We start from the raw sequence: 26,590 nt of genomic DNA on the forward strand, positions 1-26,590 counted from the left end.
CTAAAACAAATGGCTCTTACCGTTTGGCGGTAAGTACTAATTGCGATTCGTGAATATTGGCTGTTCCTACTGTAGACCACAAAGACTCAAATTCTTCATCTACCGTATAGGATGCTGAGATGTGTTTCCAAATGAAATCTTTAGCTGGTCCAGGAACTCGAAAGGAGCCAATATAAAGTTTTTCAGGCTCAATTCGAAGTGTGGATTGATCAGGAACAAACTCCCCTTCCAAGGATAAGGTAATCGTTTTCTTCCAAGCGCCAAAAGCTGTTTCAGCGGGAGCAGAAACCAACAACTTATCACCTTCCAAGCGGAAGACTGGACGTTGCGGTTCCATGTAAAGGGATGCCTTCTCGGCAGGATAATTAGTCTTAAACGAGGCAGCCCAACGATTAAGCTCCGTCTCCAGGAAAGTGACCTCTCCATTCCCATCCTGAAGTTCAGTTGCTTTAAATTTCCAAGCATCACCACCATTAATACGGCCCTTCAGAACGTAATGCATCTCCGGTTCGAATTTATCAGGCACATCCGTCACCAGTTTCACCGGATGAGTAATCAGGTATATAGCACCTAAGAAAGCTCCTATCAGGATACCGACAAAGGCACCTAGCAAAAGGTTGAGGGAAGTTTTGATATCGGGAGTTTCTTCAGAGGACATAGATAATTGGGTTAAGATGCACAACCGCACCCACCCGAATGACTAGATCCTCCTTTCGAAGCACTTTCGCTTGATTCTTTCTTTGGCTCAGATTTAGCAGGCTCCTTCGCAGACTTTTTGTAGTCGGTCTCATAGAAACCGCTGCCTTTGAAGATAATTCCAGCACCCGTTCCAATTTTGCGTTTCAGCGTAAGCTCTTCACAAGAAGGACATTGCTCGAGTGGAGCGTCTTTCATTGACTGAAAGAACTCAAATTCCCCTTCGCAGGAGGCACACACATAATCGTAATTAGGCATAATTCTTAAAATATTTTTTACTGGATATTCCCCAAGTGAGGTTCCTTTTTAAAGGTTTCCGTACTCGATAGCGCGGTATAGGGAGGTGAAATACACCAAGATGACAAGACTTATGATGAAAACCACGAGGATGGAAAACGGCCCCAAAATCCAAATTATTCCGCAGAATCCAAGCAACGGCAATAAACCATATCCAACAGTTCTTAGGTAAACTCGGAGAATCAAAGGTAAATCTAGAGCATCCTTAAATGATTCAAAGTTCTGGTAGCGGTACAAACTGGCAGAAAAGAGCTGCAAGCCAATTGGGAAGCTAATCATAAGAGGGATTCTTGCCAATTCGTCCCAGACAACCCCAACCAGCAAAGAGATAAACCATCCAAAGAAAACAGGAATGGCTATCCAGATAAGGGATAAGACGAAAAACTTCAGGCCATCTAGAAACAGGTCTCGCCAGTCGTCCCACTCAGGATACAAAGCTGGCGCTCCTGACTTTACCAAGACGGTAGCTCTATAAAGATACCCCATAGCAAAAATATGCACAATAGGTATCAAACTGAGTGCCGTACCCACCAATAATTTAGGCCAACACCCTGGAGTGTTGAAAACTTTACGCCAAACTTGCTCAATAGAGGCCATAATGCATGTTATCTGATTTTCAGGAATTTGATCTGTATGGATTTTAAAGCAACGCTCAAGTCTTATCAGGGCCGTATAGAAGACGGAATAAAACAATGGGTGCCGTCATCGGAAACGGCTCCCCCCCACCTGCATGAAGCCATGCTTTATAGTTTGGAAGCGGGAGGTAAAAGGCTTCGACCGGTACTTATTCTCGCGGTTGCAGAACTTTTTGAAGTTGAGTTGGATCCCCTACCCGCAGCAATAGCCATAGAGTGCATCCACACTTACTCGCTCATTCACGACGATCTCCCGAGCATCGACAACAGCGATTTGCGTCGCGGGAAACCCACTTGTCATAAGCAATTCGACGAACCGACTGCACTCCTGGCAGGAGACGCACTGCTCACCATTGCGTTTGAGATCCTATCCCGTGCCTATCAGAAACATCCAGTTCTCGCAAATCAGTTGGTCCTGGAGCTGAGTACTGCCTCAGGCAGCCAAAAGTTAATCGGCGGTCAGATGGAAGACATTTTAGGCGAAAACTCCGATTACTCCAAAGAGCAATTGGATTATATTCATCTGAATAAGACGGCTGCTTTAATAGCTGTCGCCATGACCATGGGTGCCCATCTCGGGCAAGCGAGCGAAGAGGAGCTTAAGAATATCCGCACTATCGGGACGGAAGTCGGGTTAGCTTTCCAAATTACGGATGATATTTTGGATGCTACATCTGACTCCGACACCATGGGCAAACCAACAGGGGCTGACGCCGAGAACGAAAAAACGACTTACATCAAACTATTTGGTTTGGAGGGTGCGCGGCAAGAAGCACGCAAACACACGGCACTAGCTTCGGAAATCTGCGCAAGTCTCAACCAAGACACAGCATTTCTAGAAGCCCTGATCGAATACCTTGAGCACAGAATCAACTAGGCTACACCTAGGAATTCAACCACTGGAAAGGCCCGGTGATGGCCAACATCAGTCCCGGTTTCTGCAAATTGACAAAGATAATTTTTCCGTCAGGAGAGTGACACACTCCAGCCAATTCCGTAGGGCCAGTGGCATTGCGTGCTAATTTGAAATATTTTCCTTCCGGAGTCACTCCGACCAAATACTGATCTTCGGCTCCATCCTCGCAGAGGAGTAAGCCACCATCGGGAGTCACATCAAGATTGTCGCACATTTCAACCAATTCAGAGTTATTGGGCTCTAGATAGAGTTCCAGCTTTCCGGGAGCTTCCGACTCACGGTCCGTGCCTTCATAAGGACTCGGCTTGTAAGCAAATACTTGCCCCTTAAGAATCGTCCCTCCATTGGTGCAAGCCCAATAAATTCTGTCGTGACTGAAGAACATGCCTTCACCTCTGGCAAAACGTGCGGCGCCCGATTCGAATCCACGGTAACGAAGGTCGTCCAAGGGAGACTCAACATCGTTCACATCGATCCACTCCACGTCATAAGATTGGCCTAGCTCAAATCGCTGAGAAGCGAGGTCCTTCCAATTGCGTGTATCACAGCCCTTCCACCCTTTGATAGCCAAGGCTTGTAGTTTTCCACCTTTCTCTAACTTGCCTGGAACATGAGGCAGGTAACGATAAATCAATCCATCTGGTCGGTCCTCGGTTTCATAAACAGCTCCAGAGGCAGGATCAACTGCCACAGCTTCATGATTAAAGCGCCCCATCTCCTTCAATGGGACTGGATCGACCAGTCCTACGCGTTTTGAAGCAGGGACTTCGAAATTGTAACCGTGATCCTGTTCAAGTTCCTCGCCAGCCCGAACCAAAGTTTCTTCACAAGTCACCCAGGAATTCCAAGGTGTGGGCCCGCCCGCACAATTTCGGATCGTTCCGGCCAAGCTCAAGAACTCGCGCTCCACCTTTTGGGTATTGGGATTGTAAACAAGTGTAGTCGTTCCACCAAGCCCTGGAAAAACGCCGCGACCGTAGTCATATAATTTGCTCTTCGGGATTTTGTCTAAAAGTTGATTCTGAATACCAAAAGGACTCCAGATACCCTGATCTGGATTGATCTCGTGGTTACATACCAAGATCAATCTCCCCCAAGATCCGGGAAAGACCGCCATACCGTCGTGAGCGCCAGGAGTGTAAAAACCGTCACTCATCTTGCGTCCCGCACGAGAAAGCACCTGGTATTTAAAACCTCGGGGCAGATCCAATACATTCGCTCGATCAGGAATGAGCGGGCCATAAGCAGTTTCAAGCGGCAGGGCCTCCTCACCAGACTCAGCCGCTGCGACCGCATTTCGCATCGTAAGAAATCCTGCAGAAACAAGACCGGCAGATTTGAGAAAGGAACGACGGGTTGAATGGACTGTACTCATAAAAAGATAGTTGCGACTTAGGGTGAAGCCTGCGGGTTTACTTAAGATTGGTAAAGGTATTAGCCATTTCGTCACGCAAATAGTTTATCCATGGATTGGTGGTCATCATTTATTTCCCAAGCCGGCGACTGGTGGGGCACTTCACAGCCCATCATCGCTTTCACTGTCCTATTCCTATTTTTCGGAGTAGGACTGGTCGGGTGTATACTCCCCATCGTGCCAGGGCCAGTAATTGTCTGGTCAGGCATGGTCATTCATAAGCTTTGGGTTCCTGATTCCTCTGCAAGCTGGTGGCTTATACTGGTTGCCGGGGTCTTTGTCGCGCTTACCTTCTTACTCGATTATATTCTGGCCATGTTGGGAGCAAAAAAGTTTGGTGCTTCGAGAGCCGGAGCCATTGGCGCCATTGCCGGAGGTTTCATCGGGTTTATCATCCCTCCATTCCTAATATGGCTCATTGTTGGACCGTTTGTGGGAGCATTGATTGGCGAGCTCATAAGCGGCGAAACCCTGCAGCGAGCGAGTCGAGTTGGCTGGGGCAGCTTTCTCGGAACCATCGCCGCGTATGTATCAAAACTCACCATTTGTTTTTTGGTGATTGGTTTCTTCATGGCTAACGTTCTAATCTCATACTTTTCATACAATTAAGCAAATGGCAAAAGTAGACACAGAGTTGGTAAAAATGATTCTTCAACGCAATGAACTCGATCTTCGAGTCGTATCCCGCATCATGGATGATATCCAGATCGAGATGAAAAACCTCGTTGAGGAGGAACGCCCCCCTCCGGTGAAAAAACAATGGTGTATTCTAATTTCAGATCCTCAAGGGAATCTACAGGGGAAAGACCACACCGGTTGGGTAGTCCAGATCCCGGAAGAAGATTCACCCGCTACCGTGCAAGAGCGGATCATCAAGGCAGCCTACGATTACAATGTTACTCCAAAGGGTCGCCGCATTCCTGTTCAGACCATTGGCGAGGCGTGCGAAGTGGTTCAAGCGCGCATCTTCAAAGAGCACAACACTTGGATAAAAACCAAGGAGCCTGTGTTAATGATGACAACGGATAATAAAATACCGACGGACTAAAACAGGTCTAGAGAACAATATGACCGGTCCAGTAGAGCAAAAGTAACTGGATCAGCCCTATTATAAATCCCAGGACTCCACCAAGAAGCTCAATACGCCGAAACTCTTTGGAAGCGATTTTGTGGACCAGGCGTTCAAGATCATCGAGATCCAGGCTCTTGATACGTTTCTCTACGAGCTCTTTCACGTGAATCTTGTGCTCTACATCGGCCGCCACTTTTTCGACGAAGGGAACTGCGTGGGTATCTACCTCTGCTTTTGCCATATCAGTAAACTGCTGAACCATCCCGTCGTTTAAGAAATTACCGATAAACGGCATGGCTTTCAGCTTGGTGACGAGCGCTTTTCCGATGAGTTCGTCGATAAACTCATAAAAGTGAGGCTGCAAATCCATCTCCTTCAACGATTGGGAGAGCAGGTGCTTTTGTAGGATCTCCTGTTCAATGACTTCACCCGTTTGCTCGGCTATTTCATTCTGCCTTCGTGGAATAAGCCCCTGCCAGCGAAACCCTAAAATCGACACAGGCTGTTTGGGGTGAAATAGCATCCAAACGGCCACCTTGTTTGTAAACCAACCGATAAGAGCGGTTACCAAGGGAAGAGAATATACAACGAGCTTATCCATGAAAGAGAGAGCTTTAAAGAAAGATTACTGAGTTGGGGCGAGATCAAAAGTACGGAACCTGCTACCCAGGCTTTGACAGCCCATGAAAAGCCTGAAGTGTGACGAGGTCTATGGATATTGAACTCACTCCTATCGAATGTCGTGTTCTCGGATGCTTGATTGAGAAGTCGATTACCACTCCTGAAAATTATCCTCTCTCCCTCAACAGCCTGACCAATGCCTGTAATCAGAAGTCCAATCGATTACCAGTCATGGACATTGACGAATCAGAGGTATTGGAGGCCTTGGATGAACTTCGTAATCAGCACCTCTGCTTCCGCGTAGATGTCACCGGCTCACGCGTACCCAAATTCAGTTAAAATTTGCCAGAGAAATGGGAATTCACAGGCAAGCATCTCGCGATTGTATGCGAGCTACTGATTCGAGGCCCTCAAACGCCTGGTGAATTGCGAACTCGAGGCGAACGCATGTATTCCTTCCTGGATTTGAATGAAGTCGATGTTGCACTGGAATTTCTAAAGGAACAGGAGGAAGGACTGTTTGTGCAGAAGCTGCCTATACTTCCTGGAAAAAAGGAGGCGCGTTTTGCGCAACTACTCGGAGGGGAATTAGAAATTGTTGAGCCCACCGAATCTCAACCGGTGGTTATTTCTTCTGGCCCTTCACGAAATGATCGGGTTTCAGAACTTGAAGAAGAAGTGGCTTTCCTAAGAGCAGAAGTCGAATCCTTGAAGTCTGCCTTGGCTCAATTTAAAGAGCAATTTGAGTAAACTCAAAATCAGCCTTTAAGACCCTCTAAATCCTTACCGCTCGGTTTTTGAAAAACCTTGAGATTAAACTGAGGAATGACAGCCAATAGGTGATCGAAGATATCTGCCTGGATATCCTCATAATAAGCCCAACGTGTATCTTTTGTAAATACGTATATCTGAATGGGTAGCCCCTCTGGGCTAGGCTGAAGCTGCCTGACCAATAGTGTCATATCCTGATGCAAAAGTTCGTGGCTACGAAGATAGGCGAGACAATAGGCACGGAAGGTTCCCACGTTGGTCAAGTGACGACCATTTATGAGCTCCGACATATCGGCTTCCCGGCTGGAATTATGCTCATGCACATCCTTTAGCTTCGCTTCGATATAAGGCTTCAGGATTTCAAAGCGCTTAAATTTTTCCAGCAAAGCCTCATCCGCAAACTGCACACTACTCATATCGATATTGATAGAGCGTTTGATTCTGCGTCCTCCTGCATCAGACATGCCTCGCCAATTCTTAAACGAATCAGATATCAAAGCATAGGTTGGAATCGTAGTGATGGTCTTATCCCAATTCTGAACTTTTACCGTCGTTAGGGTGACATCAAGCACATCTCCATCGGCACTGTATTTGGGCATCTCAATCCAATCACCGACCTGCACCATGTTGTTTACGGATATCTGAATACCGGCGACAAAACCGAGGATGGCATCTTTAAACACCAACAACAGAACTGCCGTCACAGCTCCCAGGCCTGAGAAAAAGTAGATGGGCGATTTGCCGAATGCGATTGAAAGAATGATAATCAATCCGATCAGATTAACGACCAGCTTAACCGCTTGAAGAAATCCTTTGAGCGGAATCCGGCGCGTCTTTTCCGTTCGATTGTAAAGGCTGAGAACGGCATTGAGAAATGAATCAATGACCCAGAGAAAAATCAGAATGAGGTAGATATTCACACCCATCTTCATCACGAGAAGAACTTCTTCCATCTCAGCGAAAAAGACCGGGGCCAACCAATTGACCACAATCGCCGGAGCAAAGTGTGCGAAACGGGCCAATACTTTTTGCTCGATCAATACGTCATCCCAATGAGTCTTACTTCTACGAATGACAGCTATGACCGTCCGCAGAATAATCTGCTTGGCTATAAAATGGAACAAGATGGCGACAAGTATGATCGATATCACACCAATACTGATCACAAGCGCATCGACCCAGGTTGATTCAACTCCGGCATTCAACAACCAAGTTTTGAGATTTCCTATCATAGCTATATTTGAAAGTTATGCACTTTGTGTCAGAACTCGATAGTTGCAATGCACAATTTAGGCGGCTTAAAAGGCGGCTTTCAGCAGCTCAATCGCGATGCGATCAGCCAACAGTTTCCCCTTCATCGTCAGGCAAACCTTATCGCCATGGGAAATAGTCACAAGCCCCTCCTCATTCAAGGAATCGAAAAACGAAGTGAGACTACCCAAGGACTCGCTACTGAACCGACGCGACAGGGATTCAATGGAAATCCCCTGCCCCATTCGCAGTCCGAAAATCACCGCATCTTCTAATAAATCCTCATCAGAGAGCTTAACGACGTCACAGCGACTTTCTACTTTGGAATCAACCTGCTCTAACCAGGTATCCATGTCGGCCGCATTGCTGTAGCGAATATTTTGAAACTGAGAGGCGGCGGACGGGCCTACTCCGATCCATTCTTTCATCTTCCAGGTATTAATATTGTGAAGGCATTCTCTACCGGCCTTAGAGAAATTACTGATCTCGTAGTGTTCGTAACCGGCAGCAGTAAGTTGGTCCCAGGTTGATTCATACAACTCGGCATCCAGTTCCAGGTCCTGCTTGATCTTCCCCTCAGACAACTTCACCCAGAGTGCGGTATCTTCTTCAAAGGTGAGGCAGTAAGTAGATAGATGTTCGGGATCTAAACGGCAGGCTTCTCTCAAGTCTTTCTCCAGCTCTTTTTTCTCTTGGCCAGGAAGGGCAATCATCAGATCCAGGTTTACGTTGTCAAATCCTGCATCACGAATCCGGTCGTACGCCTGGTAAATCTGGTTGGGCCTGTGCAATCGTCCCAACCCCTCCAGAGACTTCTCATCAAAACTTTGCAGACCCATCGAAATTCGGTTCACCCCCAAGTCTTTTAAAACCTGAAGCTTATCATCCTTCACCGAGCTGGGCGCCATTTCGACCGTCCACTCGATCGGTGGCTGACCAGCTGCAGTTAAAACGGCTTCCCCCAGGCGCTGTAAATCACCTGCCAGCAAAAGACCCGGTGTGCCTCCCCCCCAGAAAACGGTATCAACGGGACGATCCATCCGTATCCACTCAAGCTCCTTTTCGATACCATCGAAGTAGCGATCCAAATCTTTCCTATGGGGCTTTGCCTGATAGAAGGCACAGAAATCACAGGTGCTCGCACAAAATGGGACATGCAGGTATAAACCTAGACCTGTTTCCAGAGCATTCATTCGTTAATCACCCAGTTAAAATCAACCCACAGAAGTCGATGGTCGCTTGCTTTTAAGGTATCAGAGCCTTCGTAAATGTGAGCCTGTTCACCTACGACTTCAGCCGGGAAATCAGGGCTCTTAAGAATGTAATCAATCCTGGAATAGCTATCTTCTTTTTTATAAAAATGAGTCCATCGATCGCCTCTTGAGTCAAAAGCCTCTATGGCGGCTGCAACTCCCTGCTTACCTCGAAACTGCAATAACCGTACAGGTGCGGTCGATTTGGTATCGTTCAGATCACCCAAAACTAAAGAGGGCAACTCATCCTTTTTTTGACGCTCAAGAATACGTTTCCGACATGCCAAGGCCTCGGACCTCCGACGATCATTCGAGGAAGGGTCTTCTTTGAAATCGCTCCACTTACTTTTCAGATGTAGACCATACACCTTCCACTGGCGACCACCGGTTTCAAAAACAGCTTCAAGCATGCCACGCTTCACTGGTATCGTTTGTTCAAAATATTCAAACTCCAAATCGCTATGGGTTAGTACTTCCATGGGCTGAATACGACTCAGCAATGCTACGTGCCTTTCCTCATCAGAACCTTCGGCCACATACCTGTAAGAAAAATCCAATCCTTCTTCCTTCAGATCCGCTTGCAGTTCTCCCAAATAAGGACCCGATCCCATTTCCTGCAGAATCAAAACATCCGGTTGAACTTCGATAAGGATATTTCGCAAAGCCGTTTTCTCTTTTTCTGGCTTTGGAAATTGGGGACGATAACGCCCATCCACCCATCGATCGACTTCCAGGTAATTCTGAACATTGTAAGTCGCAACCCGAAGAACCTCCGCTTGGAGAACTTCAGAGATCCCCATGAATAGGAGAAGCAAGCCAAGCGACTTAAGCGGCATTTGAAACTAGGACTCTCCCCTCAACGCCGACTCACGCTCAAGCAGTGTCGGATGTGAATAGTAAAAAGCACTGTAAAGGGGATGTGGTGTCAGATTACTTAAATTCTTCTCATTGAGCTTCCGTAATGAGGCGATCAATGAATCTGGCTCCTCCATGGCATCTCGAGCAAACGCATCCGCCTCGTATTCATGTTTTCGCGACAGGATGCTAAAAACAGGAGTCAACCAAGAGGTCACTAATCCACTAAGAATCGAAAACAGTAGAAATGCCGGAGCAATACTTGCCACTCCAGAAAAACCGAAACCCTCATAAAACCAAGGGCTGTTGGCAAGGAACGCGATCATCCAAAAGGCCAACAACATTCCTCCGGCCGAGATAGCAATCATCTTCGGGATGTGCCCCTTCTTGTAATGGCCAATCTCATGGGCCAACACCGCCTTCAATTCATTAACTTCCAATTGCTCCATCAAGGTATCGTATAGAACGATCCGGCGGAATTTCCCGAACCCAGTAAAGAAAGCGTTTGAGTGCCCTGAGCGCTTACTCCCATCCATCACCTCGATGGTCTTTGCTGCAAAACCTGATTTATCAGACAGAGACATAAGCTCATCCTTCAGCTCGCCAGCTTCCAACGGTTCCAACTTGTTAAACAAGGGCATGATCAACTTCGGATATAAAACCATGATGGCCAATTGAAATACAAACACGATCACGAACCCCCAAACCCACCAATAAGCCCCAAGCCAATCGACGAGTTTAAGTAAAAGACAGATAATGGGGAACCCGATGATAAACCCAACCAGCCCACCTTTAAATTTATCGGAGATCCAAAGGCCAAGCGTACTCTTGTTGAATCCATATTTCTCCTCTAACTTGAAGGTACTGTACCAGTCGAAAGGTAAGTCTGGAATACTAAGAATAATGGTGACAGCCATGAGATAGCCAGCCTGAGCCCACAATGAGCTTCCCCAGAAACCTTCCAAGGCATACCAAAGCCATGGAAGAAAACCGCAGAGAACAACTACAGCCAAGACAATCGCACCATAAACAGAGGTAATAATACTGAAACGCAATTTCTCCAATGAGTAGTCCACGCTCTTCGCATAAGTCTCGTCGTCCATCACCCCACGGTAGGCTTCAGGAATACGAGTCTTGTTGGCTCGAATATTCTTGGCATTAAGGATATCCAGAACGAGTGCTTTAATGCTGTTGAGAACCAGCAGAATAATAAAAATGGTAAGTAGCCAATGCATGATGGAAAACCGCCGTTGTAGGTGACGCCTGCCCACTAGGCAAGGTTTCAAATTCCCTTCCTGACACCCTGTTCCTACATTCGTTCTACATGCAAAAGAGTTGAAGGAATTCATTGAAATACGCGGCAGAACCACCAAGTTTGGTTTTTGTGAGTAAATCTAAGAAGGAACAGTCATTTGAAGGAGCTCTCAAAGATCTCGAGGGAATCATTGAAAACCTGGAGACCGGTGAGGTTCCGTTGTCAGATCTGGTTGAACAATATGAGCAAGGAACAAAGCTCTTAAAAATTTGCCACGAACGGCTAAATGAAGCAGAACTGAAGATTGAAAAACTACGGGAAAAGTCCGACCAACCACTGTTCGAAAACTTTGACCCAGACGAGTAAGCACCCTTAGATCGACACTCATTCCCTCCTGTATCGTCCACCGAATGTCCAATTCTCAAGAAAATCCATTATTGCCGACCATTAAGAGTCCGGCCGATGTAAAGGCACTTACGCCCGATCAATTGAGTCAACTGGCTCAGGAAATCAGGGACCAGATCATCGAAGTTACAGCAGTCAACGGTGGTCATATCGGCCCCAATCTGGGCGTAGTTGAGCTGACAATCATGCTCCACAGAGTCTTTAATAGTCCAAAAGATCCCTTTGTATTTGATGTAGCTCACCAAGGATACGTCCACAAATTACTCACTGGGCGCCAAGGTCCAGCATTTGAAAAGCTTCGCAAAACGGGAGGCTTGAGCGGTTTCCTCAATCGAGCAGAAAGTGAATACGACAGCTACGGAGCCGGCCACGCAGGCACCGCCCTTTCCGCTGCACTGGGCATGGCAGCCGCACGAGACCAGGATGACGGCGACGAAAATGTGGTCGCCGTGATTGGAGATGCCACACTCACCTGTGGTATATCGCTCGAAGCACTTAACAATATTGTGCAATCCACCAAGAAAATGGTGGTCATTCTAAATGACAACGAATGGTCCATTGCCAAGAACGTGGGGGCTATCTCGAAATACCTCGGAGAATTAATCACCAATCCGACTTACAACCGTCTCCATAACGACCTAGAAGGTTTTCTGAAAAAAATTCCCGGGGGAGATTCGATTATCCAGCTCGGAGGGAAGATGAAAAAGGAGGCCAAAGATTTCTTTGTCCCCTCCTCTCTCTTTGAAAAACTAGGACTCCGTTATTTGGGTCCTATCGATGGTCACGACTTTGAGCTCCTGGAAAAATATCTAAAGTTTGCCCAAACATCTCCGGAATCTGTAATTCTTCACGTAATTACTCAAAAGGGACGCGGTTATGATATCGCCATCAAACAACCAGAACGCTTTCACGGAGCCAGCCCGTTTGATCCCGATACAGGAAAGCCACTTCCGTCAAAACCCGATACTCCTCCCAACTATCAGGATGTTTTCGGCAAACACCTGACCAAGCTGGCGAAAAGAGATAAAGATATTATCGCGATTACCGCAGCTATGCCGTCTGGGACTGGATTGAGTGTATTCCATGACGAGTTGCCGGATCAGTTTTTCGATGTTGGAATTGCGGAAGAGCATGCAGTGCTGTTTGCCGCAGGTCTGGCTACAAAAGGCAAAAAGCCTGTCGTCGCCATCTACTCAACGTTCCTACAACGCGCCTACGATCCAATCATTCACGACGTTTGCCTCCAAAAGTTGCCAGTCGTATTTACGATGGACCGTGCCGGTCTTTCACCGAATGACGGACCCACCCACCACGGCTTATTTGATCTATCGTATCTGCGATGTGTGCCTGAAGCCGTAGTGATGCAACCAGCAAACGAGGATGAGCAAGTTGATATGCTTTATTCTGCAGTCGAATATAATCGTCCCGTATTCATCCGCTGGCCACGAGGTGCTGCTCAAGGAACACCGATTAAGAAAAATCCTGCACTATTGGAGCTTGGAAAAGCGGAAGTTGTGAAATCCGGTGACGATGTTCAGTTTTGGGCACTGGGCCCCTGGGTAGCTGACTGCCAAGTGCTGGCCGATGAAATTTCAAAGGAGACCGGAATCACCATCGGAATAGTTAATGCACGCTTTGCCAAACCTCTGGATGAAGCTCTACTCACCGAACAAGCCTCAAAAAGCCGACTAATTGTCACTTTTGAAGACAACGTAGTCCAAGGTGGTTTTGGTAGCGGAGTTCTTGAATTTGTCAGCGACTACAGCCTGGAAACGTCCGTTTTAAGAATCGGCTGGCCTGATCAGTTCGTTGAGCATGGCTCCTCGGTTGATCAACTCCGCTTGGAAAATGAGTTAAGCAATGAGGCGATTAAAGAGCGTATAATGGCCAAATTACGCCCCATTTTCGGTTTAGCGACTCATAAACAGCTGCCACAGGTCTAAAGGGAATACCCTAAGGGTAATTCAGATATACTGTATTTTTGACGATGCAGATTTTAGTGTTCTTTTATCTGTAATTTGTAATTGTCAGAAAACGTATTCAAATGTACAAATAAAGAATACATTCCTATATCACTTAATGTGAGTGGGTTACCTAATATATACTGGGAAATATAAACTGCACCGTAAATGAGTCTATTCTCTACTCGTCTGCGCATCATTCTCGAAAAGAATCGTATCAATCAGGTTGAGTTGGCCAAGCGCACCAACTTAACGCCCTCGCAAGTACACAATTATCTCCATCAGAACTTTCGAGCTATCACAAAAGATCATTTGGCTGCTATTATCCAAGAATGTTCGGAAGATATCGCAGAAAGAGCTGAATTGGCAAAGTGCTACTTATTAGATGTAATACCTGATTCTGTTCGTAATTATCTCGAAATTACGCCGCTTGAAAAACCGAACAAAAATGATGATTGGTTTTTTGAGATGGAGCGACTTCCTGCTGGTTTTAAGCAGGAATTTGAAAAGCTCTACAAAATGTGTGCCGAATCTGCTCAAGCGAGGGACTTCACGAAGGACTTCACTTCGAGCTTGGCCGTTCTACAAAATAAGCCCCAATATCTACCCAATAGAAAGGTAAAGGGCTAACCTAAGATCTATTTTGTCAAAAAGCGGTGTGGCTTAGTAGTCACTCCGTTTTTTTGCCCAAAAACAATCAGAGCGAAGGATTGCATTTGGCGATGGTATGGATTTTGTGGGAAATCATTCGCTCAATCTATAAATCATGACCATGGCCAAAGACGCACCCAATCCCAGCTCAGTGAAGACTTATCTCTTGGGTCTGCAGGATGGTATTTGCGAAGCTTTGAAGCAAGAGGACCCGGACCTGTCCATTCACGAGGATAGTTGGAGCCGAAGCGAAGGTGGTGGAGGGCGAAGCCGGGCAATGGGGGGAAAGATCTTCGAAAAAGCAGGTGTAAATTTCTCCGATGTACAGGGTTCTGAATTGCCCAAATCAGCAACGGCCAGTCGACCCGAGCTAGCCGGCAGAAAGTTTAGGGCGATGGGAGTCAGCCTGGTTATTCATCCTACCAATCCACACATACCAACCACCCATGCCAACGTGCGCTTTTTTCACGCAGAAAAGAAAGACGCCGAGCCTATCTGGTGGTTTGGAGGAGGCTTTGATCTCACCCCTTACTACGGCAGAAAAGAAGATGCTATTCACTGGCACCAAACGGCTAAAGCGGCCTGCGATCCGTTTGGAGAAGTATATTACTCGAAATTCAAGCATTGGTGTGACAAGTATTTCTCACTGCCCCACAGGGAGGAACAACGGGGAATCGGAGGGCTCTTCTTTGATGACTTTTCTGAGCAAGATTTCAGTTTCAGCTTCGAATTAATGCGCAGCGTAGGTGACCACTTTATCCCCGCATACCTTCCGATCGTAAAGAGACGTTTGAATGATCCCTGGACGGAAGCTCAGCGGGAATTTCAATTATATCGGCGTGGGCGATACGTGGAATTTAATCTACTATGGGATCGAGGAACCAAGTTTGGGATTCAGTCAGGCGGACGGACGGAATCTATTCTCATGTCACTCCCACCGCTTGTAAGTTGGAAATACAACTGGCAGCCGGATCCAGGAACAGCAGAAGCCGAGCTTTACGATTATTATCTAAAACCACGTGACTGGTTGAATTTGGATTCCTAGATAACAATTTGTTTGGCATAAGGATTATAGCGTCCTTTCCTGACTCGCTACCATGAAGCAAGCAAACAGCATGAACTACCGGCAACGATTTCTAGCAGCGGCCCATTGCCAAACCGTGGATCGCACTCCCGTGTGGCTTATGCGGCAAGCAGGTCGATCTCTACCTGAGTATAGAGCTTTGAAGGAGAAATACTCTTTCCTCGAGCTTGCCCAGACTCCCGAGCTCGCGGTTGAAGTGACCCTTCAGCCCATTCAAAGATTCGATTATGATGCGGCCATCCTGTTTAGCGACATTTTGGTCATTCCAGAAGCCATGGGACAACCCTACTCCTTTCGAGAAAAGGGTGGTATTCAAATGGAGTTCGCTATCCAAAACCGGGCCGACATTCAAAAGCTCTCCTCGGAGTCGGTCATAGATCGATTGGATTATGTCAGAAAAGCGCTTGAACTATTGCGCAAAGAGCTTTCCGACGAACGAGCGCTACTCGGATTTGCGGGATCACCATGGACCTTGGGAACCTATATGATCGAGGGAGGCTCCTCCAATGATTATCAATTGGTGCTGGATCTGTTTAACCATAACCGAGCGGATTTTGAACTGCTCATGGAAAAAGTAACGGACGCCTTAGTCGCCTATTTCAAAATGCAAATTGAGGCCGGAGTAGATGCGGTCCAGCTATTCGATTCATGGGGTGGCATCCTGAAAGGGAAGTATTATCATGAAGGATCTCTCAAATGGATGAGAAAAATCATCGATGCCATAAAAGATGATATCCCGGTAATTCTATTTGCAAAAGGCTGTGCAGACGAAATGACAGCCCTGTGCGATACAGGCGCTCAAATCATTGGTCTAGACTGGACCGTAGACATTGGCGCTATGGGAAAAACCATCCCGGCAAACATCGCCATACAAGGAAACCTGGATCCCATGATCCTAAATAGCTCACCCGATAAAACACGGATCGAGGCACAAAAAATCCTGGATGGAATGAGAGATCGCCCCGGCCACATTTTTAATTTGGGGCATGGGATTGATAAAGACGCAAAGTTGGATTGTGTAGAAGCTCTCCTGGACACGATTCGAAATCCATCATGAACACTCTGGAAGTAAATCTCGACCTCATCCAACAATACAACGAAGCCGGGCCAAGATATACCTCCTACCCTCCTGCAAATATTTTTTCTGACTCATTCGACAGGAATGATCTGAAAAGCAGTATTGAAGCATCCAATACCGAAGATCGTCCACTCTCGCTCTACTTTCACCTCCCCTTCTGCCATAGTCTTTGCTGGTTTTGTGGATGTAACAAAATCATAACCCATAATCCAGAAGCAGCAGACGAGTATCTCGATTACCTTGAGAAGGAAATCAAACTCCGCTCTGAGGAGATCTCTCAAGAAAGAAAAGTCGTTCAACTGCACTACGGCGGTGGCACCCCCACCTTTTTCAATGGTGATCAACTCGCAAGGCTTTGGTCACTCATTGAAAGCAATTTTAACTTCTCGGACGATGCAGAACTCAGCATCGAGATTGACCCGAGAACGATGCAGGCCAGTCAACCAGAGCTCCTATTCAAACAGGGCTTTCGCCGTGCTTCACTTGGCATCCAGGATTTTAATCCACAAGTCCAAAAAGCCGTTCACAGAATTCAACCCGAGGAGATGACTCGCTCTACGGTGGATCAGCTAAGAGATGCGGGATTCACCTCTATCAACGTCGATCTCATTTATGGGCTGCCCTACCAAACGGCCAAGAGCTTTGAAGAAACTTTGAGCCGGGCTCTTGCTCTCAATCCTGATCGTTTCGCAATTTTCAACTATGCCCATGTGCCCTGGATAGTACCGGCACAACGAATTATCAAAGAAGATACCCTTCCAGCACCTGCCACCAAACTGGCCATGCTGAAGCTCATCACTGAAACACTTACCAGGGAGTCTTATCATTACATTGGTTTGGATCACTTCGCCCGGGAGGAAGATGAACTTTCTGTTGCACAGAAAAGACGTACCCTTCAGCGAAACTTCCAAGGTTATAGCACCTATGCGGGCGTAGACATTCAGGCATATGGTGTAAGCTCTATCTCACAGAACAAAACGGCCTATTTTCAAAATGAGAAAGACATCAATGTCTGGAAGGAACGTTTAGACAAAGGAGACACTCCAACCGCAAAGGCCTATGTCCTTACCAAGGATGACGAGATCCGACGCTACGTTATCCTGGAGTTAATGTGTAACTTATTCCTGGATCTAGACCAAGTAAACGAATTGTTTTCCATCGAGTTCAACGATTACTTCGCAGACGAGCTGAACGCCCTATCCTCCATGGAGCAAGACGGTCTCGTTCAGGTGACAAATAACAGTATTGAGATCACTGATACGGGCCGCCTACTCATACGCAACATTGCCATGCGTTTCGATGCCTTCCACAAAGGTGCTCAGGGTCGTTTCTCGAAAACGATATATGAGCCTGCTTCAATACCCAGGGTTGACGACTACTGAGCTCACGCGATTCACGAAAGGGACAAGACTGGTATCTACAGTCATGTTTGGAACACTATTGCGGATCGCAATTCCATCTCCTCTAAACTCCCGATCACAATAGACAAAGACCTCAGTGTTTCCCTCGATCAGAATGGAGGCGACACAATCATTCCAGGTTCCAGCCAATCCTTTGGACAAACTCAATAGATCCACATGAACATCTCCAGGTGTGAGAATGATTTGATTCCCTTTATAGTTGGGTTGATCGTATAGAATCACTCTTGCCTGCGGAGCATGCATCCCAGTATTCACAGGAGCATTTGCAGGGGCTAAAGGTGCGCTTTCGGTTCCTGGAGCTAAATAAGCGGATGTGGAAGGAGGCTCCTGATAAGGCGAAGACTCCAAAAGGTGACTGTTTAATAAGTAATCCCTAGAGCCAGGTCTGTGATCTACCTCATGGATGATTCCTGGCAGAACTTCAATGGATGAAATCTCATCGTTGAACTCCCTCAAGTACCCATCGCGATTAAAGTCTATATGACTTCCGTGCAGATAAATGTAATCTCCCCCAAAGTCTGAATCTATATAGAGAATCACCGTAACTTCTCCATAAATTTTGATCGAAGAGAAGCGGTCATTGAACGATTTATAATTCCCAAACCGTATGTCCTTCAGATTGTAAATCGCTTCACCCGCATACACCTGCAGGGACTCACCTCGAAAACCAGAATGTTCATACAACTCTACATAGGGCTCGGAACTTTTGTAGGTCGTGTAGTTTCCGTAAGCGTAATTGTCGTAAACAGTGTTGGTGACTCCAGCGCTCAGAATGATGGTTGAGAATAATCCAGGTGAATAATACCGGCGCTTGTAGTAGCTGTCGTGGTAAAGCCGGTCGTAGAAGGGACAATATGCACCACGCAGAAAGCGATCGTGATTATAATGCCGAGAGCCTTTATAACGATGGAAATCAAATACGTAGCGACTGTGATACCCGCTATGAATGACCTTATTACGGTCATGGTTATTGTTGCGACTATGGGTATATCGATCATTTGAATTATTTCCATAATTCCGATTATGAGTCGTGTGATTATTACCATCGCGACTGTAACTTCTTCCTGAAGTGCTCTGATCTCGGTTACGGTTTACGGATGAAGAACTTCTATTTAGATCACCGCGAGTAGAGGTGGTCGCGTCCCTTCGATCATTGCGATCAAGAGCATTGGAACTAGTTCGACTCCGATCGTAGATGTTCGGAGTAACAACAGAGTTAGTACGTGTCCGACTACTGTAACTTGAGCTCGAACGCCTGTCATTGCTTCGGACATACGGGTTAGAGCTGTTTGAACTGCGGCTACGGTCGAAACTATTAGATCCAGTACTCGAACTACTCCGATTGTATGTGGTGGAGGGAACCGTGCTACGCGTTCGACTACTCGTACTTGGCGTGCTGGAACTTCGACTTCGGTTCAATGCGCTTGAGCTAGTCGGATTTTGAGTCCGCCTATAAGAATTCGAAGAACTTGGACTACGATTGGAAGTACTCGGCCGAGTCACGGTCGAATTACGGCTGGAACTGGAAGAACTAGGGCTGGTGTTGCGACGATAGGAGCTTGATGAACTACTGGAACTCCGATCATAAGAACTGGGGCTACTGGATCGACTTCGACTCACAGCACTTGAATTACTACTGCTCCTGGTCGTCGGACGGACAGAACTACTGCTGCGAGACGAAGCAGTTGGACTTTGGCTTCGGGAAGGCGAAGTGCGAGTCACACTTGAACTTCTGGACGTGGAGGAAGACGTGTTGCTTCTCGATTTCATCTGCTGCAACCGGTCGCCATAGCGGCTCGATTGACTGGAGCGGTTGTTTTGAGAAATGGGCTTGGTTTTCGGCGGAGTTTTATCCTCTCCATTGATGGGGCCGACTGCTATTAAAACCAAGCAAGCGTAGGAGGAGGCGCGAATCAGCTGTGATCGAATGCTCATGACATGTGGGGTGCGGGTTACTTGGAAGATATGAATTTAAACCCTTTCAGTGCTGAAATGTTTCAAACTTGGATGAAAAACTACCGCTTCTATCTATAATAGTCAATCAAGCCTTCTAGGATTCCCTCAGCGTATTCGCTGGTAAGGCTCATTCTCATCTCCCCGCCAATATCTCTTACTCCTTTATAATCATCGAGTTGAACACGATCATATGCGACCCTGGAATTGGTGCAATAAGCCTCCAAAAAAACGACCGGGCCATCATAAAGACGGTTTGCTAACAAATTCCTGGCCCAAACCGCAGGATTATGACCCTGCTTGGAGGCATTTTTACCACCATAACTGAATGCAGGAAGCCCTGTTTTCTTGAGCAATGAGGCTGCAATCGCATCGCTTAAAGGAATCTCCTGCTCGTGATTGCGGGTCAGGAGCTTCTTAAAGAGCTGGAATCTCACATCATCCAGAGCAAGCTCAGCGGCCATATAGGTCCCATTTACAAGGACATGCACATGGTTATCTTCAGGATGGACCTGCCGAGTAGATTCCTTCCAAGGAGAGACATTGAAATGCACCGCTAAGGTGAGATCGGGACGGATCTTATCGTTTATAAGGTCTGCACGAGCCTGGATTTCGCTTACTCGGTAAAACAACATCTCCATACGCTCCTGAACCCGTTGTTTGAACCATTCAGTTTCCCAGGGGGTCACTTGAGATGAAAACCCATTTTTCTCCATCCAGAATTGTTGCTCAATCGCCACCGCTTCATGGTAGAAATCCTCAGGGCGAGAATCCGTGACCGGCTAATTTTCCTGTCGAAGTAATAACGGATTGACTCCCATGGACTTAAGTCGAGATTCTAATTTTTTCGCAACGGCTAGTGTCAAATCACCTTCCTTCACCGGCGCATCCGAACCCATTTGAAAGTGACGACCCTCAATCTCCGAGAAGTCTCCACCAATATGACCAGGATCTATAGCAATCACGAGCCCATCCAGCGGTGAGCTGTCAGGGCGTTGCTCAAGTGTCGATTCTTCAACCAGATCTCGCCAAGCCAGAAAATCGACACGGTACATATCATCTGGACGATGACTGTCTTTACGGACCTGAGCGTAGCCAGGGAATACCTGGATCAACTCCTCATCAAAACCATAGGGCAGATAAATCGTTTCCAGGGATTCAACGAATTCTTCACGAGTCATGGTTCGTTGGTAAGGATCAAGAGAGTCCCAATCCGGTTCTTTACCCAGCATACCAAGGTGATAGCCCCAAGCACCTGACGTTAAGGCGCAAGTAACCAGTGTAAGAGAAAGCGTAATTCTTCCAATGACGTATAGTATGGGCACTCAGGAAACGTGCCCGGGATCAAACGACCTCTGCAATTTATTAATTACGAAAATGGAAAGTTTATTTTGCTACCTGATCTTGGATTGCCATGAAAGAGCAGGCTCCGTTTAAACAAGCTATGAGTAAACGAGTCTGCGTATATTGCGCCTCTTCACCCGATTTGGAGGATTGCTTCCTGGATAGCGCCTACGCCCTAGGTCAATTTCTTGCCCAAAGAGAGTTTACCACCGTCTATGGATGCGGTGGAACAGGTCTTATGGGCAAAGTCGCCGATGGAGCCCTGGACCATGGCGGCAAAGTCGTGGGTATCATTCCAGAGTTCATGATCGATAGAGAGTGGGCTCACCAAGGTGTAACGGAGCTCATCAATGTTGATTCTATGCATGAAAGAAAATCTCGCATGGAAAAAGAGTCGGACGCATTCATCATTCTTCCAGGTGGCTGTGGTACCTTTGAGGAAGCCTGGGAAATCATCACCTGGAAGCGCCTCGATCTCCACGAGAAACCCATCTGCATCGCAAACCTTTGGGGATACTACGATCCCTTTGTCGCTCAATTTGAAAAAGCAATTTCGGATCAGTTCATGCGTAACGAACACCGAAAACTCTTCGAAGTTCGAGAGTCGATTGAAGAGGTAAATAACTGGGTAGCTAACTGCTAAGCCAAACTTTGACACCGCAATAAATGTCCAAGATTTTCTAATACAGGTTCTAAACAAGAAAAAGGTTGTTATGACCTTAACCCCACCTACAGTATCCATCTATGTGGTTAATGACTCAACATGGCTTTTTTCGGTAATTGAAGACGAAGATCCCGCGTATCTATTGATTCGGGCTCGTCGAAAAGGGGACCTGGAAAACCTCTCCAACCTGGTCACATTTAAGGCCGCGGTTGAAGACACAAATGAGGCAGATTATCGCTATGCGATTCGATTGAAAAAAGGGTCCGCTCGCCGTCTCCTGGCTGCCACGATTGACAACATCAACTACCCAAATTTCCGGGACGCTATTTCCAAAACACCTGATCAACGAGAAAAGATTTTCTCTTACCGACAAATTTGGTCGACCTTGGCACCGAAGAAGTTTTAGGTTCTACCCTGAGTTTTACTCTATTTGCTTAAGCTTATACCCGGCATTCGTGCCGGGTATTTTTTTGGCACGAGAATTAGGCTAAATAATAATGAGATCACCGCTTAAGCGACGTTGATCATGGAATCCAAGTGCGACTTCAGCTGGATTGTGGTCTAGGAGTAAATGCTATCTAAGATCTAAACTATAGCTTCCGCTCCACGTTGACCGCGTATTTTAGATAGGACTCCAACTGCGTGCCCCTCGTTTCAGACGAGAAAGGCTTCGTATGACGCTGGAAGGTGTATTTTGGAATTCCTTTATTTTTGCTGATCAAGCGAGTCGTCAGGTATTCAAACCGCTTTTGTATACTGGTTTTCATAATTTGCGTCGGAATGAGCCCTCCTTATTGAGAAGGCACTCCTTAAAATACCATTTTATATGAATGACCTGATAAGGGATCGGCACACTTGATTCAGATTTTACAATTTATTAGCGGCGCCTAACCATAGCAGGCAGCGACCCTTGCTACCTACCATGAGCTGTACAAAGCCAAAGGAAATCATTGTCTTCCTGTCAGAATTCCAGATTGATCTAATACATGTCAGGCAACTTCCGGAAACGAAACGATTTCTTCAAACGCGGCCGTCTAGCGTTTGAAGCAGGTCAGTTCGAGAAGGCCATTCACGCCTTCAACAAAGTAATCGAATGGGATCCTCATGATGCCAATGCGCACACCTTCCGTGGGCTGTCTCATCGTGAACTCAAGAATTTCGAAGCTGCGTTGAAAGACCTGAAGGAAGTGGTTCGTATCGATCCTAATCACCGAGTGGGATTCTTAAACCTTGGTTGCGTGCAACGCGACGCAGGGCAAGTCGATCTGGCCCTGGAATCATTCAATACAGCCGAAGAAGGTGATTCAGAAAATCCACTCGTCTATCAAAACCGCGCCACGGCTCACATACTGAAAGAGAATTGGAAGGCAGCCCAGTCTGACTGCGAGACAGCGTTAGCCATTGCACCGGAAGGCGCTGCAGCCTACGCAGTGCTCGCCCATGTTTACTTGGGCACAAAAGAACAGGATCTAGCAGAACAGACTATTGCTCGATCTCTGGAACTGGATCCGGAAGAAGCGGAAGCCTACCGAGTTCGAGGAATCATTCGCTGTGCCAATGATGATCTGGAAAATGGTATCGCTGACTTTATTCACGCCAAGGAGCTTAACCCCAACGTGCAACTTGATTACTTGGACAACCCTGAGGTGCTGTTGGACAAATTACTGGAAAAACTGAGTGCGCTTATCGGGCTCGAAACGGTAAAGGACGAGGTTCGCTCACTGATCAATTTGGTAAAAGTCCGCCAATTGCGCAAAGCGTCTAAGCTGCCACCCGTCCCCATGTCACTCCACCTGGTTTTCACAGGAAACCCAGGTACGGGTAAGACGACCATCGCACGTCTCATTTCCCTTATCTACCACGTATTAGGTGTACTTAGTAAAGGTCACCTCGTTGAAGTTGATCGAGCAGGATTGGTAGCGGGTTATGTGGGACAGACCGCGCTTAAAGTGCACGAAGTCCTTAACCAGTCCATGGGTGGTGTCCTCTTTATTGATGAAGCCTACTCTCTGACTTCCCGGGGCGATGAAAAAGACTTTGGCCTGGAAGCCATTGATACCTTGATAAAGGGTATGGAAGATAAACGCAGTGACCTGGTCCTCATCGTAGCCGGCTATCCCGAAAAGATGCGTCAGTTTCTCAAAGCAAACCCCGGCATCAAATCCCGCTTCAGCAAAGTCATCCGATTCGACGATTATTCAGCCGCAGAACTCATGGCTATCTTTGAAAAGATGTGCCGAGAGCATGCCTACGAACTGGTAGAAGAAACTAAACAAATTGCTCACAAAGCCTTTGAGGCCTTGAAACCAGAAGAAGTGGGCCTCTATGGCAATGGACGTGGTGTTCGTAACTACTTCGAACTCACTATAACACGCCAGGCGAATCGATTGGGTGAACTCACCGACATTGATACCGCTCAATTGATTAAAATAAGGCCAGAAGATCTCCCCGAAGATGATTTTTGGGTGCATGATTAAGAAACCAGACCGGAATATCGTTTGGCTTCTAAAACCCATCTCTTGAGCAAAGAATGGTTCTACCGAGTTTGACAGATCAAGCGACTCCCCTAATAAGAGGATTATAGAAATGGCAAAGAACGATAAGAATCCACCCCTGTTGACTGGTTTTACAAAACGGGAAACAGGCGGAAAAGGCAGGGCCCTCTCCAATCCAACCACGTCATTGTGGATGGCCGTTATTTTTGTAGCCATTTTCTTCGCCCTCATGAGTGTTCGCATGAACATCAAAAACGCGGAAGAATCCTTAAAACCTCCTACGCCGGAAACCAAGCGATCTGGTTGGCTCGTCGAGGCACCTGAAAAAGAAGTCCCCCGGGAGCCACCTCCCAATTATGATCTCCTCTTTCCAGAAGAGCCGGAAGAAGAGGAGCTTGTTATCTCAGAAGAAATAATCCTCGAGAATTCGACCCAGGAACTAGAAATCAGACCTATCGATGTTCCCATCGAAGTTGGCGTTCCTGACCAGACTGTTGGTTCCGAGATCGAGTAAGCTTACTCCCCCAACTTTTCGACCATTCCGTCTGGGAAAGGAACCGATTCGATTTCACCCGTATTTGGGTTAATCCGAGTCCACACAGTTGTCATTTCGCCTCGGGCGACCAACGTAGCCTTCTCGTCTTCCAAGCGAACGGTTACCCCATAACGAACAGACCTGATCCTTATTTCCTTAACGACCAACTTGAGGCGAATAGTATCCCCAAATCGAACCGGGACCTTAAAATCGAAGGATGCACTTCTGCGAGGCCACCCGTAGAAGATATCACCTTCCTGCTTTACTACCGGTAGCCCAATAGATCGCAGAAAATGATTCTCCACCGTTTCCATCCATTTGAAAAAATTGGAGAAGTGCACAATCCCTGCCATATCAGTTTCGGAGAATTCAATCTCCCGGGTCATTTCAAATTCATTAGCCATACTTGAAAGACAAGGAGATCGCAAATAGAGGGGCTCGCGCAAGCTTTAGAATCCTGAGAATCCCAATTCAGCGATCCAAGGATATACCCTTTTGTCCAGGAGTAAGCGCCAGGTTCGCTGCAGTCTTAAACACATCGCTCGCGTAGACCAGGCCCACCACTCGGTTCTCATCCAACACCGGGAGGCACTCATATTTTTGCGAAGAGATTAGTCGAACGATTGTCGAAAAGCTTGAGTCCTTATCCAATTTCGGAAGCTCTCGATCCATAACGGTATCAATCTTATCCGACAAATGATGCTCTACACTCTCAACAAATCCTTCAGCATGTAGATGTTTCTCCTCGGCAGCTGATTTGCTTAATCCCCGAATCACGTAACGGGGAGTGAGTATACCTGCGTAATTTCCTTCCTGATCAATTACGACAATCGCTCCTGTATCCATGTCACGTTCTTCACCATAGAGAATCAGGCCCATCGCTTCACGTAGCGTATGCGCAGTGCTGATACGCAGGAAACGATTAGTCATAATACTGTCCGCTGTGACACTCATACTTTCGGCAACTCCTCCTTCGGGTTAAAGCCAATTGATTTACCAATACCTTTGAGCAAATCGACTGATCGGACGAGTCCGGTAAGCCGCCCCTCTTCATCGCATATAGGCAAAACCGCGAGGTCCGCATCCACGGCTGTTTGAGTGAGCAGATGCAAAGGAGTCTCGAGCTGCAAACGGGGCAGGTCCTTACGACAGACTTCGGAGATCGATTGGTCAAATGATTTTCGTAAATAGTCCCCCAACTCCTCCTGAGAAAGTGCTTTATCTTCCGGAAGATCTTTGCCCATAACCGACAACATCGTCCAGATGCTCAATCCTCCATCCAGTTTGCCATCCTTATTTTGGAGAAAGAGTGGAGTGGCTGTTTTGGCCTCTGAGCGCTTCATCATTTCAGACATCAGCCAGACAGCTTCACGCAATGCATGCTGATTTCCAAAGCGCAGCAACTTCGGGTCGAGGATCGATTCTGCAGTCACCAGATCACCAGAGTGCTCGGAGCTCTCGGCTCCTTCACTGGCGAGCCGGACCTTTTCCATTTCCACAATGCTCCACGCCCGGGCTAAGGCCAGTTCCGTGGACTGAAACAGTTTGCTGTCCGCATAAAATATATTTTGCTCACCAATCTGATTTCGCAGACCCGACTTGGTCATCACACGTTTCAGGTCATCTTCAATGCCACAGACGACCAAATGAATATCGCGTTTGGAAAGGATCTCCCAGAAATGATCGAGGATAGCCATGGCAGTACTACCCACAGCTCGAAGCCGCTTCATCCTCAGAATCACCACCCGCGTCTTCGACGTTATACAACCGAGCATTTTGTAATCCAGGTCCTCAGCAGCTGCAAAGTAGAGATCTCCTTCCATATTCACCGTCACCACCGCAGAGGGGGCAGCCCGCTCGAAAGGAACTTCATCAAAACCAGAATCCATTCGAGGAACCAGTTGAGTCAGATCGGTTTCACCGGTTACACGAAGTAGTAATACCAAAGATAAAGTTACACCGA

Annotated in this window: 29 protein-coding genes and 1 pseudogene; 14 read left to right on the top strand and 16 right to left on the bottom strand. The window is 47.0% G+C overall.

What is annotated here, in order from left to right; translation table 11 throughout:
* Positions 1-16 precede the first annotated feature (16 nt).
* The 3 genes from GA003_13430 to GA003_13440 are packed head-to-tail and all read right to left on the bottom strand — an operon-like array spanning position 17 to position 1,590.
* Positions 17-658, bottom strand: coding sequence for a hypothetical protein (locus GA003_13430; protein ID QXD27026.1), 642 nt, complete (start codon positions 656-658; stop codon positions 17-19).
* 11 nt (positions 659-669) lie between these two features.
* Positions 670-954 (bottom strand): zinc ribbon domain-containing protein, encoded by a 285-nt coding sequence (locus tag GA003_13435; GenBank protein ID QXD27027.1) that lies wholly within the window; start codon positions 952-954, stop codon positions 670-672.
* A gap of 48 nt (positions 955-1,002) precedes the next feature.
* A complete protein-coding gene (locus tag GA003_13440; protein QXD27028.1) occupies positions 1,003-1,590 on the bottom strand; it encodes a DUF4013 domain-containing protein in 588 nt (195 codons plus the stop codon).
* Between the two features lie 36 nt (positions 1,591-1,626).
* Between GA003_13440 and GA003_13445 the strand changes: the two genes are divergently transcribed.
* The gene (locus tag GA003_13445) at positions 1,627-2,505 is read left to right on the top strand and encodes a polyprenyl synthetase family protein (GenBank protein QXD27029.1); all 879 of its coding nucleotides are present in this window, start codon (positions 1,627-1,629) and stop codon (positions 2,503-2,505) included.
* 7 nt (positions 2,506-2,512) lie between these two features.
* Here the strand turns inward: GA003_13445 and GA003_13450 are convergent, their stop codons facing one another.
* A complete protein-coding gene (locus GA003_13450) occupies positions 2,513-3,919 on the bottom strand; it encodes a DUF839 domain-containing protein (GenBank protein QXD27030.1) in 1,407 nt (468 codons plus the stop codon).
* A gap of 90 nt (positions 3,920-4,009) precedes the next feature.
* On the opposite strand from GA003_13450, the gene GA003_13455 reads away from it, so the two are divergent.
* Positions 4,010-4,567: a DUF456 domain-containing protein gene (locus tag GA003_13455; GenBank protein ID QXD27031.1), complete on the top strand. Its 558-nt coding sequence runs from the start codon at positions 4,010-4,012 to the stop codon at positions 4,565-4,567.
* Positions 4,568-4,571: 4 nt separating this feature from the next.
* The gene (locus GA003_13460; protein ID QXD27032.1) at positions 4,572-5,006 is read left to right on the top strand and encodes a hypothetical protein; all 435 of its coding nucleotides are present in this window, start codon (positions 4,572-4,574) and stop codon (positions 5,004-5,006) included.
* Positions 5,007-5,013: 7 nt separating this feature from the next.
* Here the strand turns inward: GA003_13460 and GA003_13465 are convergent, their stop codons facing one another.
* Positions 5,014-5,631, bottom strand: a complete 618-nt coding sequence (locus tag GA003_13465) for a DUF445 family protein (protein QXD27033.1) — start codon at positions 5,629-5,631, stop codon at positions 5,014-5,016.
* A gap of 110 nt (positions 5,632-5,741) precedes the next feature.
* Between GA003_13465 and GA003_13470 the strand changes: the two are divergent.
* Positions 5,742-6,401, top strand: a pseudogene (locus GA003_13470) (YceH family protein).
* A gap of 8 nt (positions 6,402-6,409) precedes the next feature.
* On the opposite strand, the gene GA003_13475 reads toward GA003_13470, so the two are convergent.
* From GA003_13475 to GA003_13490, 4 genes are all read right to left on the bottom strand, one after another.
* Positions 6,410-7,654, bottom strand: coding sequence for a mechanosensitive ion channel family protein (locus GA003_13475; GenBank protein QXD27034.1), 1,245 nt, complete (start codon positions 7,652-7,654; stop codon positions 6,410-6,412).
* A gap of 66 nt (positions 7,655-7,720) precedes the next feature.
* Positions 7,721-8,866 (bottom strand): radical SAM family heme chaperone HemW, encoded by a 1,146-nt coding sequence (gene hemW, locus GA003_13480; protein ID QXD27035.1) that lies wholly within the window; start codon positions 8,864-8,866, stop codon positions 7,721-7,723.
* Complete coding sequence (locus tag GA003_13485) at positions 8,863-9,762, bottom strand: endonuclease/exonuclease/phosphatase family protein (GenBank protein QXD27036.1); 900 nt, start codon at positions 9,760-9,762, stop codon at positions 8,863-8,865. Before GA003_13485 ends, hemW begins: the two co-directional genes overlap by 4 nt.
* 6 nt (positions 9,763-9,768) lie before the next feature.
* Positions 9,769-11,016 carry a M48 family metallopeptidase gene (locus GA003_13490; protein QXD27037.1) on the bottom strand — a complete coding sequence of 416 codons (1,248 nt, stop codon included), beginning with the start codon at positions 11,014-11,016 and terminating at the stop codon, positions 9,769-9,771.
* Positions 11,017-11,165: 149 nt separating this feature from the next.
* Here GA003_13490 and xseB point away from each other — a divergent pair, with 149 nt between their 5' ends.
* The 6 genes from xseB to hemN all read left to right on the top strand — a co-directional run bounded on the left by xseB (position 11,166) and on the right by hemN (position 17,597).
* Positions 11,166-11,402 carry an exodeoxyribonuclease VII small subunit gene (xseB, locus tag GA003_13495; protein ID QXD27038.1) on the top strand — a complete coding sequence of 79 codons (237 nt, stop codon included), beginning with the start codon at positions 11,166-11,168 and terminating at the stop codon, positions 11,400-11,402.
* 44 nt (positions 11,403-11,446) lie between these two features.
* A complete protein-coding gene (gene dxs, locus GA003_13500) occupies positions 11,447-13,384 on the top strand; it encodes a 1-deoxy-D-xylulose-5-phosphate synthase (GenBank protein ID QXD27039.1) in 1,938 nt (645 codons plus the stop codon).
* A gap of 186 nt (positions 13,385-13,570) precedes the next feature.
* Complete coding sequence (locus GA003_13505) at positions 13,571-14,032, top strand: helix-turn-helix transcriptional regulator (GenBank protein QXD27040.1); 462 nt, start codon at positions 13,571-13,573, stop codon at positions 14,030-14,032.
* A 136-nt stretch (positions 14,033-14,168) separates the two neighbouring features.
* A complete protein-coding gene (hemF, locus tag GA003_13510) occupies positions 14,169-15,098 on the top strand; it encodes an oxygen-dependent coproporphyrinogen oxidase (GenBank protein ID QXD27041.1) in 930 nt (309 codons plus the stop codon).
* Between the two features lie 70 nt (positions 15,099-15,168).
* Complete coding sequence (gene hemE, locus GA003_13515) at positions 15,169-16,194, top strand: uroporphyrinogen decarboxylase (GenBank protein QXD30434.1); 1,026 nt, start codon at positions 15,169-15,171, stop codon at positions 16,192-16,194.
* A gap of 5 nt (positions 16,195-16,199) precedes the next feature.
* Complete coding sequence (hemN, locus tag GA003_13520; protein ID QXD30435.1) at positions 16,200-17,597, top strand: oxygen-independent coproporphyrinogen III oxidase; 1,398 nt, start codon at positions 16,200-16,202, stop codon at positions 17,595-17,597.
* Here the strand turns inward: hemN and GA003_13525 are convergent.
* The 3 genes from GA003_13525 to GA003_13535 form a co-directional block, all read right to left on the bottom strand.
* Positions 17,571-19,055, bottom strand: a complete 1,485-nt coding sequence (locus GA003_13525; GenBank protein ID QXD27042.1) for a hypothetical protein — start codon at positions 19,053-19,055, stop codon at positions 17,571-17,573. The two genes, hemN and GA003_13525, sit on opposite strands and share 27 nt — an antisense overlap.
* A gap of 605 nt (positions 19,056-19,660) precedes the next feature.
* On the bottom strand, positions 19,661-20,329 hold the full coding sequence (locus GA003_13530) for a hypothetical protein (GenBank protein QXD27043.1): 669 nt from the start codon (positions 20,327-20,329) through the stop codon (positions 19,661-19,663).
* Positions 20,330-20,371: 42 nt separating this feature from the next.
* Complete coding sequence (locus GA003_13535) at positions 20,372-20,914, bottom strand: N-acetylmuramoyl-L-alanine amidase (protein QXD27044.1); 543 nt, start codon at positions 20,912-20,914, stop codon at positions 20,372-20,374.
* A 119-nt stretch (positions 20,915-21,033) separates the two neighbouring features.
* On the opposite strand from GA003_13535, the gene GA003_13540 reads away from it, so the two are divergent.
* Positions 21,034-21,576 carry a TIGR00730 family Rossman fold protein gene (locus GA003_13540; protein QXD27045.1) on the top strand — a complete coding sequence of 181 codons (543 nt, stop codon included), beginning with the start codon at positions 21,034-21,036 and terminating at the stop codon, positions 21,574-21,576.
* Positions 21,577-21,646: 70 nt separating this feature from the next.
* Positions 21,647-22,003: a hypothetical protein gene (locus GA003_13545; protein ID QXD27046.1), complete on the top strand. Its 357-nt coding sequence runs from the start codon at positions 21,647-21,649 to the stop codon at positions 22,001-22,003.
* A 184-nt stretch (positions 22,004-22,187) separates the two neighbouring features.
* On the opposite strand, the gene GA003_13550 is transcribed toward GA003_13545, so the two are convergent.
* Positions 22,188-22,364, bottom strand: coding sequence for a hypothetical protein (locus GA003_13550; GenBank protein ID QXD27047.1), 177 nt, complete (start codon positions 22,362-22,364; stop codon positions 22,188-22,190).
* 219 nt (positions 22,365-22,583) lie between these two features.
* On the opposite strand from GA003_13550, the gene GA003_13555 reads away from it, so the two are divergent.
* Positions 22,584-24,074 carry a tetratricopeptide repeat protein gene (locus GA003_13555; protein ID QXD27048.1) on the top strand — a complete coding sequence of 497 codons (1,491 nt, stop codon included), beginning with the start codon at positions 22,584-22,586 and terminating at the stop codon, positions 24,072-24,074.
* A gap of 109 nt (positions 24,075-24,183) precedes the next feature.
* Positions 24,184-24,606, top strand: coding sequence for a hypothetical protein (locus GA003_13560; GenBank protein QXD27049.1), 423 nt, complete (start codon positions 24,184-24,186; stop codon positions 24,604-24,606).
* A 2-nt stretch (positions 24,607-24,608) separates the two neighbouring features.
* Here the strand turns inward: GA003_13560 and GA003_13565 are convergent, their stop codons facing one another.
* The 3 genes from GA003_13565 to GA003_13575 form a co-directional block, all read right to left on the bottom strand.
* The gene (locus tag GA003_13565) at positions 24,609-25,031 is read right to left on the bottom strand and encodes an acyl-CoA thioesterase (GenBank protein ID QXD27050.1); all 423 of its coding nucleotides are present in this window, start codon (positions 25,029-25,031) and stop codon (positions 24,609-24,611) included.
* 67 nt (positions 25,032-25,098) lie between these two features.
* Positions 25,099-25,581: a CBS domain-containing protein gene (locus tag GA003_13570; protein ID QXD27051.1), complete on the bottom strand. Its 483-nt coding sequence runs from the start codon at positions 25,579-25,581 to the stop codon at positions 25,099-25,101.
* The gene (locus tag GA003_13575; GenBank protein ID QXD27052.1) at positions 25,578-26,573 is read right to left on the bottom strand and encodes an STAS domain-containing protein; all 996 of its coding nucleotides are present in this window, start codon (positions 26,571-26,573) and stop codon (positions 25,578-25,580) included. The genes GA003_13570 and GA003_13575 overlap by 4 nt, the downstream gene beginning before the upstream one ends.
* Positions 26,574-26,590 lie beyond the last annotated feature (17 nt).

The organism is Opitutia bacterium ISCC 52 (assembly GCA_014529675.2).
In the GTDB taxonomy this organism is placed as follows: domain Bacteria; phylum Verrucomicrobiota; class Verrucomicrobiia; order Opitutales; family UBA2995; genus UBA2995.

What these genes read in the sequence shown, in the direction of transcription:
- GA003_13430 (QXD27026.1), bottom strand. Translation starts at nt 658, where the DNA reads ATGTCCTCTGAAGAAACTCCCGATATCAAAACTTCCCTCAACCTTTTG.
- GA003_13435 (QXD27027.1), bottom strand. Translation starts at nt 954, where the DNA reads ATGCCTAATTACGATTATGTGTGTGCCTCCTGCGAAGGGGAATTTGAG.
- GA003_13440 (QXD27028.1), bottom strand. Translation starts at nt 1,590, where the DNA reads ATGGCCTCTATTGAGCAAGTTTGGCGTAAAGTTTTCAACACTCCAGGG.
- GA003_13445 (QXD27029.1), top strand. Translation starts at nt 1,627, where the DNA reads ATGGATTTTAAAGCAACGCTCAAGTCTTATCAGGGCCGTATAGAAGAC.
- GA003_13450 (QXD27030.1), bottom strand. Translation starts at nt 3,919, where the DNA reads ATGAGTACAGTCCATTCAACCCGTCGTTCCTTTCTCAAATCTGCCGGT.
- GA003_13455 (QXD27031.1), top strand. Translation starts at nt 4,010, where the DNA reads ATGGATTGGTGGTCATCATTTATTTCCCAAGCCGGCGACTGGTGGGGC.
- GA003_13460 (QXD27032.1), top strand. Translation starts at nt 4,572, where the DNA reads ATGGCAAAAGTAGACACAGAGTTGGTAAAAATGATTCTTCAACGCAAT.
- GA003_13465 (QXD27033.1), bottom strand. Translation starts at nt 5,631, where the DNA reads ATGGATAAGCTCGTTGTATATTCTCTTCCCTTGGTAACCGCTCTTATC.
- GA003_13475 (QXD27034.1), bottom strand. Translation starts at nt 7,654, where the DNA reads ATGATAGGAAATCTCAAAACTTGGTTGTTGAATGCCGGAGTTGAATCA.
- hemW (QXD27035.1), bottom strand. Translation starts at nt 8,866, where the DNA reads ATGAATGCTCTGGAAACAGGTCTAGGTTTATACCTGCATGTCCCATTT.
- GA003_13485 (QXD27036.1), bottom strand. Translation starts at nt 9,762, where the DNA reads ATGCCGCTTAAGTCGCTTGGCTTGCTTCTCCTATTCATGGGGATCTCT.
- GA003_13490 (QXD27037.1), bottom strand. Translation starts at nt 11,016, where the DNA reads ATGCATTGGCTACTTACCATTTTTATTATTCTGCTGGTTCTCAACAGC.
- dxs (QXD27039.1), top strand. Translation starts at nt 11,447, where the DNA reads ATGTCCAATTCTCAAGAAAATCCATTATTGCCGACCATTAAGAGTCCG.
- GA003_13505 (QXD27040.1), top strand. Translation starts at nt 13,571, where the DNA reads ATGAGTCTATTCTCTACTCGTCTGCGCATCATTCTCGAAAAGAATCGT.
- hemF (QXD27041.1), top strand. Translation starts at nt 14,169, where the DNA reads ATGACCATGGCCAAAGACGCACCCAATCCCAGCTCAGTGAAGACTTAT.
- hemE (QXD30434.1), top strand. Translation starts at nt 15,169, where the DNA reads ATGAACTACCGGCAACGATTTCTAGCAGCGGCCCATTGCCAAACCGTG.
- GA003_13540 (QXD27045.1), top strand. Translation starts at nt 21,034, where the DNA reads ATGAGTAAACGAGTCTGCGTATATTGCGCCTCTTCACCCGATTTGGAG.
- GA003_13545 (QXD27046.1), top strand. Translation starts at nt 21,647, where the DNA reads ATGACCTTAACCCCACCTACAGTATCCATCTATGTGGTTAATGACTCA.
- GA003_13550 (QXD27047.1), bottom strand. Translation starts at nt 22,364, where the DNA reads ATGAAAACCAGTATACAAAAGCGGTTTGAATACCTGACGACTCGCTTG.
- GA003_13555 (QXD27048.1), top strand. Translation starts at nt 22,584, where the DNA reads ATGTCAGGCAACTTCCGGAAACGAAACGATTTCTTCAAACGCGGCCGT.
- GA003_13560 (QXD27049.1), top strand. Translation starts at nt 24,184, where the DNA reads ATGGCAAAGAACGATAAGAATCCACCCCTGTTGACTGGTTTTACAAAA.
- GA003_13565 (QXD27050.1), bottom strand. Translation starts at nt 25,031, where the DNA reads ATGGCTAATGAATTTGAAATGACCCGGGAGATTGAATTCTCCGAAACT.
- GA003_13570 (QXD27051.1), bottom strand. Translation starts at nt 25,581, where the DNA reads ATGAGTGTCACAGCGGACAGTATTATGACTAATCGTTTCCTGCGTATC.